Origin of the sequence: Bartonella sp. LB28NMGDW (assembly GCF_042194435.1) — a bacterium.
Taxonomy (GTDB): domain Bacteria; phylum Pseudomonadota; class Alphaproteobacteria; order Rhizobiales; family Rhizobiaceae; genus Bartonella; species Bartonella grahamii.
On record NZ_JBHIMX010000022.1, the window covers coordinates 1 to 8,690 of the forward strand.

Annotated in this window: 12 protein-coding genes; 8 read left to right on the forward strand and 4 right to left on the reverse strand. The window is 43.1% G+C overall.

The genetic code is table 11. The features are described 5' to 3' along the window. Positions 1-417: 417 nt before the first annotated feature. Both ACFIKG_RS08020 and ACFIKG_RS08025 read left to right on the forward strand, forming a co-directional pair. Complete coding sequence (locus ACFIKG_RS08020) at positions 418-1,137, forward strand: Rha family transcriptional regulator (RefSeq protein WP_375652066.1); 720 nt, start codon at positions 418-420, stop codon at positions 1,135-1,137. Next, positions 1,134-1,412, forward strand: a complete 279-nt coding sequence (locus ACFIKG_RS08025) for a hypothetical protein (RefSeq protein WP_375652067.1) — start codon at positions 1,134-1,136, stop codon at positions 1,410-1,412. The genes ACFIKG_RS08020 and ACFIKG_RS08025 overlap by 4 nt, the downstream gene beginning before the upstream one ends. A gap of 44 nt (positions 1,413-1,456) precedes the next feature. Here ACFIKG_RS08025 and ACFIKG_RS08030 read toward each other — a convergent pair whose 3' ends face one another. From ACFIKG_RS08030 to ACFIKG_RS08045, 4 genes are all read right to left on the reverse strand, one after another. Then, complete coding sequence (locus ACFIKG_RS08030) at positions 1,457-1,738, reverse strand: type II toxin-antitoxin system YafQ family toxin (RefSeq protein WP_208438264.1); 282 nt, start codon at positions 1,736-1,738, stop codon at positions 1,457-1,459. Beyond that, the gene (locus ACFIKG_RS08035) at positions 1,725-1,988 is read right to left on the reverse strand and encodes a type II toxin-antitoxin system RelB/DinJ family antitoxin (protein ID WP_375652068.1); all 264 of its coding nucleotides are present in this window, start codon (positions 1,986-1,988) and stop codon (positions 1,725-1,727) included. The genes ACFIKG_RS08030 and ACFIKG_RS08035 overlap by 14 nt, the downstream gene beginning before the upstream one ends. A gap of 97 nt (positions 1,989-2,085) precedes the next feature. After that, entirely contained in the window at positions 2,086-2,391 is a 306-nt protein-coding gene (locus tag ACFIKG_RS08040; RefSeq protein WP_375618924.1) for a BrnA antitoxin family protein, read from the reverse strand. Further along, positions 2,369-2,635: a BrnT family toxin gene (locus ACFIKG_RS08045; RefSeq protein ID WP_375627060.1), complete on the reverse strand. Its 267-nt coding sequence runs from the start codon at positions 2,633-2,635 to the stop codon at positions 2,369-2,371. Before ACFIKG_RS08045 ends, ACFIKG_RS08040 begins: the two co-directional genes overlap by 23 nt. Positions 2,636-2,719: 84 nt before the next feature. On the opposite strand from ACFIKG_RS08045, the gene ACFIKG_RS08050 reads away from it, so the two are divergent. From ACFIKG_RS08050 to ACFIKG_RS08075, 6 genes are all read left to right on the forward strand, one after another. Then, positions 2,720-3,289: a hypothetical protein gene (locus ACFIKG_RS08050; RefSeq protein ID WP_375652069.1), complete on the forward strand. Its 570-nt coding sequence runs from the start codon at positions 2,720-2,722 to the stop codon at positions 3,287-3,289. Continuing rightward, positions 3,279-5,228, forward strand: coding sequence for a phage terminase large subunit family protein (locus tag ACFIKG_RS08055; protein WP_375652070.1), 1,950 nt, complete (start codon positions 3,279-3,281; stop codon positions 5,226-5,228). Before ACFIKG_RS08050 ends, ACFIKG_RS08055 begins: the two co-directional genes overlap by 11 nt. A gap of 3 nt (positions 5,229-5,231) precedes the next feature. Next, positions 5,232-5,480, forward strand: coding sequence for a phage head-tail joining protein (locus ACFIKG_RS08060; protein WP_375627489.1), 249 nt, complete (start codon positions 5,232-5,234; stop codon positions 5,478-5,480). Next, positions 5,480-7,024, forward strand: coding sequence for a phage portal protein (locus ACFIKG_RS08065; RefSeq protein WP_375652071.1), 1,545 nt, complete (start codon positions 5,480-5,482; stop codon positions 7,022-7,024). Before ACFIKG_RS08060 ends, ACFIKG_RS08065 begins: the two co-directional genes overlap by 1 nt. Continuing rightward, positions 7,014-8,087, forward strand: coding sequence for a S49 family peptidase (locus ACFIKG_RS08070; protein WP_375652072.1), 1,074 nt, complete (start codon positions 7,014-7,016; stop codon positions 8,085-8,087). The genes ACFIKG_RS08065 and ACFIKG_RS08070 overlap by 11 nt, the downstream gene beginning before the upstream one ends. A 259-nt stretch (positions 8,088-8,346) precedes the next feature. Then, positions 8,347-8,690, forward strand: a 344-nt coding sequence (locus ACFIKG_RS08075) for a head decoration protein (protein WP_375652073.1), incomplete at its 3' end; no start/stop codon positions are given.

Sequence of the window (8,690 nt, forward strand, 5' to 3'; positions counted from 1 at the left end):
AGGCTAGCGCGAACTATCGCTAGCGACAGAATTTTCAAATTGACTGTACATTGTACACTTAACTCATTGATAAATAATTATTTAAATATGTACACTGTACAGTATGTGAAAAGTTTTCTTAGCAAAAAGTAATTTTTATTACTTGACAATTCTACAGTAATAGGTATCTTCGAATCAGGTGCCTAGAAAACACCTTACAATACCAAGCGGATTAGTTGCCGAAATAACTAGTCTTCTAAACATTAAAGATTTTGACTCATTATATGTGGTGGCATATAAAGGTCTTGTCGGGTGTAGTTATGCTATACAATACCCTTTATGGGAAAGGCGTAACGACGGACTTGGTACCGTGTTTTCTAGCACCCGGCACTCTTTTAAGAGTGTCAATAGAAAACCTCTATTACCAAGGAGTTCATCATGAACACACTTATAGAAACTAATCAAAGCACCACTAATAGTGCTAATACTCAAACTATGTCTAGCATTGAAATTGCGGGGGTATGTAGTAAGAAGCATAAGAATGTTATGCGCGACATTAAACAAATATTTAGCGAGCTCAAATTTGAGCCGGCTAAGTTTTTAAGCAGTTACATTGATGAACAAGGAAAAACACGCCCTTGCTATCATCTCCCTAAACGTGAATGTTTAATCCTCGTTTCGGGTTACAGCACAGCATTACGAGCAAAAATTATAGATCGTTGGCAGGCACTGGAAACACAAGTAGTCACACCACAGATTGATTACTCGAGTCCTCAAGCAATGATAGGCTTTTTAAATCATCTACAAAGCCAAATAGAGCAGAAAGATCATGTTATCGCTGAATTAGCACCAAAAGCAAAAGCTTTGGAAGGTTTAAAGCGTTCTGATGGTTTGTTTGGCTTAATTGAAGCAGCAAAAATGTTAGAGGTGCGACCAAAGGATTTAACGGATTACTTGCGTAAACATGATTGGGTGTATCGACGGGCTCCAGGGGCGCCTCTGTTACCTTATCAGGACAAGATCAAGAAAGGATTCATGGATTGCCCTGCTATTACCATTCAAAGACCGGATGGTACAGAAAAGGTGCTGCCTTCAACAAAAATCACATCTAGAGGATTAGCTTGTTTGAGAGAACAAATCCATGGAGGTGTACAATGAACACCAGTATCGACTTCTTATGCGATTTATGGATAGCTTTATATCAGTTTTCTAATGATGAAAATATTAATGAAAAAGAGTGTACAGCTCTGATTGACATCATGGGGGTGGTAGAAAAAGCTTTGATTTTCAAACTTCAAGATGAGGTGCCAAATATACTTAAAATCTTAACAGTTCTAACAGATTTTGGCGATTCAGAGTTTCCTACAGTTATGTTACCTTTATTGAAAGCTTACGAACCAAATTTGGAGCCTCCCATTAAAAAGGTTGCTTAAGTAAAACACATCTCCCCTCCCCGTTCTCAAAATGGGGAGGTGGTTTAAAGATCAAGTTTTGAATGGGAGCCCAGACGCACTAAAATCAATCGATCTTGACCAATCAAGCGATAAATCAATACTAAGTCAGGTCGAATATGGCAATCTCGATAATTGCTCCAATTCCCAGTCAATGCATGGTCATGATATCGAGGTTCTAAAGGCTGGTCATTTGCTAATGCTGCAATGATTTGGCGCAAATCAGTATCTAAAAGATGCCGATACCGTCCTTTCATTTCACGCTTGAAATCACGTTTGAAGATAGTGGTACGTTCAATCGTCCGCATAGAGATCGTCAAATAATTCGTCTACGGAATGAAACTTTTTTAAGTTACCTTCCTCTAGTTCTGCAAAAGCCGCTATAGTTTTCGCATTAGGTTGAAACAAGAAGGACGGAATAGCTTTATCTTGTGCAATACGCGTCATCAATACTCTCACAACATCACTTACTGATAAACCTGAAGCTTGAATAACTTGATTAGCAACATTTTGAATTTCTTCTGGTACACGCGCCTGAACCATACGACTAGCAGCCATGATGAGCTCTCCTCTCTCAACTGTATTTCAATGTAATACAATTGAAGTTTAATTTCAACTATAAAGCACATTTTTTAGAGTGGCGAGATCGTTTGGCTTAACAACCACTTGCTTTTTTTAAGACTTCACCCATACGTGTGCGCCAGTCTTTTCCTTGTTTTTTAAAAGAAGCAATAACGTTTGGGTCAAGGCGTAGAGTAACCGCTTGTTTAGGAGATTCAACGGGTGGACGCCCACGTTTACGGCGCTCTTCTGTTACATACTTAAAAAAGGAGGCTGGTAAAACGTCTTTAGCTGGCTTTAAGCGTGCAAGTTCTTCATCTGTTAGTGGTGGGGAATCCACAGCGTCCCAATCTTCTTTTGTATAGCCACATCCTGTTTCAAAGGTTTTTTTGATAGTCATTGAAAACCTCTCTTTCTTTTTTATTCGCTTGACGAAAACTGATAATGGATATCGCTTCATTGCCAAGCTTTGCAAAAACAATAACTGTTGTGTCATCAGCAAAATGTCCAATAGCCTTCATGCGGTTTGAATGGGTTGCATCAATAAAAGCATGTTCCCAGTCAAAGTAAATAACATCAGCAAAATCAAGCTTATGTTTATCAATGTTTAAAGCTCTTTTTGGTTCATCCCACACTATCTTCATATATTTTATGTACACGAAAAATAAAACCTTGTCAATAATTAAAGTGTACAATAATTCGTATATACCATTCAAAATGGAGCAACTATGAATAAGAAGCATCGTAAGGGTCTATCGGTTCGTGCGTTTGCGAAGAAGATGGGTGTTTCACATAATGCGGTGGTTTCTCGGATAAAGACAGGTAAATTTGATGCGGCTCTTTTTGAAGATGGTTCTGTCAATGAAGCGCTTGCAACAGCTATCTGGAATGAGAATCCAACAAAGCGCCCTATCCCATTTTTAGCGCCTGATGGAAAGGTGCGGACAAAGATCAAACAAGCCTCCACAGATGGAGCCAACGAATACAAGATAAAACTGGAGCGAATGCAAGTTGCGCTAGCAAAAGAAAAGATTGCTCTGGAAAAGTTACGCGAAACAACTGTTGATCGTGAAGAAGTGAGAAAAGAAGCATGGAACTTTGGAAGAGCGCATCGAGATACAATGCTCAATTTTGCCTATCGCTTTGGTACTGAAATTGCGGCGCAAGTAGGATGTGATGCTGCGAGCCTTATTGGAGCTATCGATCATCATATGCGCAAAGCTTTAATGGAAAATGTCGTCCCTGTTTCTTTTCACGATCCCAACATTTTAGAAGAGAATCCAGAACATGATAAGTAGTGATGCTTCGCCCTCATCCTCTGGTGCTGGGCTCTTTTTTTGCTATGCGAATGAAGGACGTCGTCCTGACCCGCCTTATACTGTTTCCCAGTGGGCTGATAAAAATCGTTATTTGAGCACAGTTACGAGTGCTGAGCCTGGATTATGGAGGACTATACGTACCCCCTATTTACGAGAGATCATGGATAATCTTTCTGTTTATGATCCGACTGAAACAACGGTTGTGATGAAGGGGGCTCAGATTGGAATGTCGGAAGCAGCATTGAACTTTTGTGGTTATGCCATTCATCATAGTCCAGGACCTGCCCTTTATGTGATGCCGACAGTTGAGACCGCTAAGAAACTGTCAAAGTCTCGTCTTGATCCGATGATTTCAGCTAGCCCTGCTTTAAGTGAACGCATTGCTCCTGCTCGTGCACGAGACAGTGGAAATACAATGTTTTCAAAGGAATTTTATGGAGGAACATTGATGATTACCGGAGCAAATAGTGCTGCTGGATTGCGTTCTTCTCCTATTCGCTATTTGGTTTTGGATGAAGTCGATGCTTACCCATTGAATGTCGATAATGAAGGCGATCCTGTAACAATTGCTGAAAAACGAACCTCTGCTTTTATTCAACGTAAAATTTTTAAATTGTCCACGCCGACACACCGTGACACAAGCCGTATCGCCAAGGATTTTGTGCTAGGAGACCAGCGATATTACAACGTGCCTTGTGATGCATGTGGTGTTCTACAGCCCATTGTTTGGTCACAAATCAAGTGGCCAAAAGGCGCCCCCGAAAAAGCTGTGTTTGTTTGTGCCCATTGTGGTCATGAACATGCCGAACATCGTAAGTCCACCTTAATGGCAGAAGAAAACGGTGCTTGCTGGATCGCAACACAGGAGTCAAGTAAGCCTCGTCTACGTTCTTACCATATTTCAGCGCTTTATTCGCCATGGCTGACTTGGGGCGATTGTGCGCGCGAATTTTTAAGAGCCAAAGAAGACCCTGCTCTTTTGCAAGTTTTTATTAATACAGTTCTTGGAGAGCCATGGGAAGACAGAACAGGCGAAGTTGTTGATCCTGATAGCCTCTATGCAAAACGCGAAGATTATCCATTGGCACCAGAACAAGCCGTGTTGTTAACAGCGGGTATTGATGTGCAAAATGACCGCTTGGAACTTGAAGTGGTTGGATGGGGACGCAGTGAAGAAAGCTGGCATATTGATTATCACGTCATTCCTGGTGATCCCTCTTCTTTTGAAGTATGGGACCAATTGGATGAATATCTTACAAGACGCTGGCCGCATCTAGGTTACAAAGACGGCATCAAGATAACGGCTGCTTGTATTGATACCGGTGGTGGACATACACAGGCAGTTTATAATTATGTTCGCCCGCGTGAGGGGCGACGTATCTGGGGGATTAAGGGACAAGCGGGATGGCGTGCGGTATGGCCACGCCGCCCAAGTAGAAACAACAAAGGACAGATCAATCTCTATATTGTTGGTGTTGACGCAGCAAAAGATATTATCACGGCACGGTTTAAAAAATCCGGTCCTGAAGCATCGGGTGCTGGTGCAACACACTTTCACAAAAGCCTTGATCGGGAATATTTTGACCAGCTAACCGCTGAAAGAAAAGTCATCAAATATTTTAAAGGCTTCAAGCGCATTGAATGGCAAAAAAGCGAAAAGGCAAGAAATGAAGCCTTGGACTGTAGGGTCTATGCTTATGCTGCTTTACAAGGTCTGATTTCGGCAGGAATAAACCTTAATCGAGAAGTCGATATCTTAGAAGAGCGTTTGGAAAAACTTAAAATTGAGGGCTCTTTAGAGCAGCCAACACCAAGACATGCCCCCTCTCCTGCTCCAAGAAGATCTCAGACAGCACAACCTCAAAAGAAGCCATTCAGAACAATGATGAATCCTTATATGCGAGGGGATTGGAGGTAATTTGTGGGTGAAACTTTAGAACCAATTAACAGCAAAATTGACAGACTTGAAAACTTAAAAAGGCGGCGTGAGCAAATTGAAGAAGCTCTTTATTCGGGAGCACAATCGGTGCGCCATGGCGATAAGCAAGTAAGCAACCGTTCTGTTGAGGAACTGCGCAGAGCGCTTGAGATGCTGAACACACAAATAGCCAACCTTGAAGGACGCAAGCGTTCACGCGTTTTCTATTTTAATATATCACGAGGCTATTAATGGCTGGTTTTTTCAATAAACTCACGGGCTTTTTTACAATTTCTCGTCAACACAATCCCCATTTTGAAGCGGCAAGCAAAAGCCGCCGTATGGGTGGTTTTGACCCCGCAAAAAAACATATCAATAAAGCCATTGAGGAATGCGGTGATACCATTGTTGCCCGTTCAAGATGGCTTTATGACAATGAAGCTCTTTATGGGTCTGCAACAGAAGAATGGGTCTCCGCGGCTGTTAGTGATGGGATTAAACCTTATCCTCGTATTGAAGGCTTTCAAGAAGAAAAGAAAAAGCTTTTAGACTTATGGTGGCAATGGGTTGATGAAGCGGACTATGATGAAGATGCCAATTTTTATGGGCTGCAAGCAACCATTGCACGAGAGGTCTTTTTAACCGGAGAATGCTTTGTAAGATTACATTATGTTGACCTCTACGGGCGCTCTGGTGTGCCTCTTCAGTTGCAAGTTTATCCCACTGAAATGCTGGATCTCACTTATAATGGACCGGCTGAGATTGAAGGCAATTACATTCGTATGGGAATTGAATTTAATGCCAGTGGCAAGCGTGTTGCTTATCATTTCTGGGAACATCACCCCTATGATGATGTCCCTGCAAATATGGCATTTGAGAGCCAAGAGCGCGTGCGTGTCCCCGCTGAAATGGTCCTGCACATCAAAGAGCGCCGTATTGCCGGACAATTGCGCGGTTCTCCCAAAATAACGCGCTGTATGACAAAGATCTTTCAACTGGAATCCTATGACGACGCAGAACTCGATAGAAAAAGGACGGCGGCTCTTTTTGCGGCTTTTGTCAAGGACAATTCACCAAACGTCGAAAAATTATCCGATAATCGTGATAAAAACAACGTTGAAGAAGAATACAAAGCACCTGTCATTGCGCCCGGTGCATCTCTTTATTTAGGAGAGAATAAAGAGGTTACATTCTCAAATCCTGTTGAGGTTGGTGGCTCTTATGAGGCTTTTCAATTTCGCAATATCTTGAAAATTTGTGCAGCACTTAATATGCCTTATGCCGTTGTGACTGGAGACGTTACGCGCGGCAATTTTTCAAATGTGCGTACCTCTATCATTCAGTTTAGACGGCACGTCAAACAATGGCGTGAACATATCATTGCCTTTCAGTTTAATCGCATTATATGGGAGCGTTTTGTTGAAATGGCAGTGCTTGTCAAATGCGTCAATTTGCCAGGGTGGGAAGAAAATCCCTTGCCATGGCTTCAATGTGAAAGCTTTGCGCCCCCGCTTGAAATGATTGATCCAAACAAGGATATCTCAGCGGAAAAAGAAGAAATCCGTGCAGGCTTGAAAACACGACGCATGGCACTTGCCGAGCGCGGCTTTGATATCGACAGCATTCATGCCGAACTGCAAGAAGAGCACACAGATGCTCGTGCGCGCGGCTTATCTTTTGACACGGATATGGCGGCGCCCTCTGGTAACAATCAAGTAATTGATACCGCAGATTCAGAACCTTCTGAGACTTATGAAAGCAACCAAGGCAGTGAGGCACATACAAATGGTGAATAATCTCGACATGCCGTTTTTGGCATCACGGCTTTTTGGTGTTCCTCATATGCTTGCATCGACAAAGCTTGATATCATTTTGAATGCTCTTGCGCCGCGTCTTTTTGAGGGAGAAAAGTTTCCCCCTGGGGCATTTGGACAAGGGGATACGGAAGCTTTAAGACCACCAGAAACTTACGTGGTGCAAAACAATGTTGCTATCCTACCAGTTCATGGCACGCTTGTGCGCCGTGGTGCATGGCTTGGGGCTTTATCGGGATTAACCTCTTATGAAGGTTTAAGGGCTTCTTTTCGTGAAGCCATTGCACAACCTGATGTTCGCGCTGTCTTACTTGATATTGACAGCGGCGGTGGAGAAGCCGGTGGTGTCTTTGATTTGGTTGAAGAGTTTCAAACACTCTCAAAACAATACAATAAACCCATTTGGGCACATGCCAATGAGTTTGCCTGTTCTGCAGCTTATGCCATTGCCTGCTCTGCTTCTCAAATATGGGTAGCTCGCACGGGTGTTGTGGGCTCGATTGGGGTTGTTTGTGCTCATCTTGACCAGTCCCGTGCAGATGAAAAACACGGGCATAAATGGACCTTTGTCTTTGAAGGTGATCACAAAGTTCATGGCAATCCTCACGAACCCTTGAGCGATACAGCACAGATAAAAATGCAAGCCGATTGCGCCCTGCTCTACGAGATGTTTGTTGATTTGGTGGCGCAAAACAGACGCTTAAATGCTGATGCAATTCGTGACACAAAAGCAGAAACTTTTATAGGCAACCAAGCGATCACGCTTGGATTAGCAGATGCGCAGGGGACCCTTGCGCAAGCTTTGGAAGCCTTAACGGATTCCATATCACAAAACCCAACATCAACAGAAAAAGAAGGACAAAACACATGGCACGCACACAATACCGCGCTGAAGAAGAGGATGACGAAAAGATCGTCGACATCATCAATGACGAGGAAGAGGACGAAGACGATAGTGACGTCGACAAAAACGCCGAAGACTTCGACGATGAAGAAGAAAACGAAGATGAGGATGAAGACAATGAGGACAAGCAGGAAAACATAAAAGCTGCTCTTGAAAAAGAAAGAAAGCGCGCAAAAGCACTAACAACCCTTGAAAGGCAAGCAAAGCACTTAGGCGTTTCTTTTGACGCAGCAAAAGCTATTCAAAACGGTATGAGTCTCGAGAAAGCACGCCAATGTGTGTTGACAGCAGCTAGCTCTCAAAGCGCGTCTTTAAAAGTCTCGCCTTATACCCCTCATAGTGATGGGACGAGCAAGGCAAAGATTCACGCAAAATGGGAAGCAGCTTGGAGGGCAGTGAAATGACGAATATTATTTATGACGACGTACGCAATGGCGCTTATCTTGGACCCTACGACCCCGATATGTCAAACGAAGAAGTGGTGTTTGCATCAGGAGCATTCATTGAAGCAGGAACTGTCATGGGGAAGATAACCGCAACGGAACACTATGTCCCCCTTAATCCAGCAGCATCAGATGGCAGTCAAACACCGGCAGGGATTTCTTTTGCCACTATTGACGCAACAGGCGCCGATCAACGCGCCGTGATTACAGTACGCTTATGCACTGTAAAAGCTTCTGAACTGCTATGGCCAGATGCCATCACGGATGAGCAAAAGAAAGCAGCCATTCAGTCTTTAGAAGA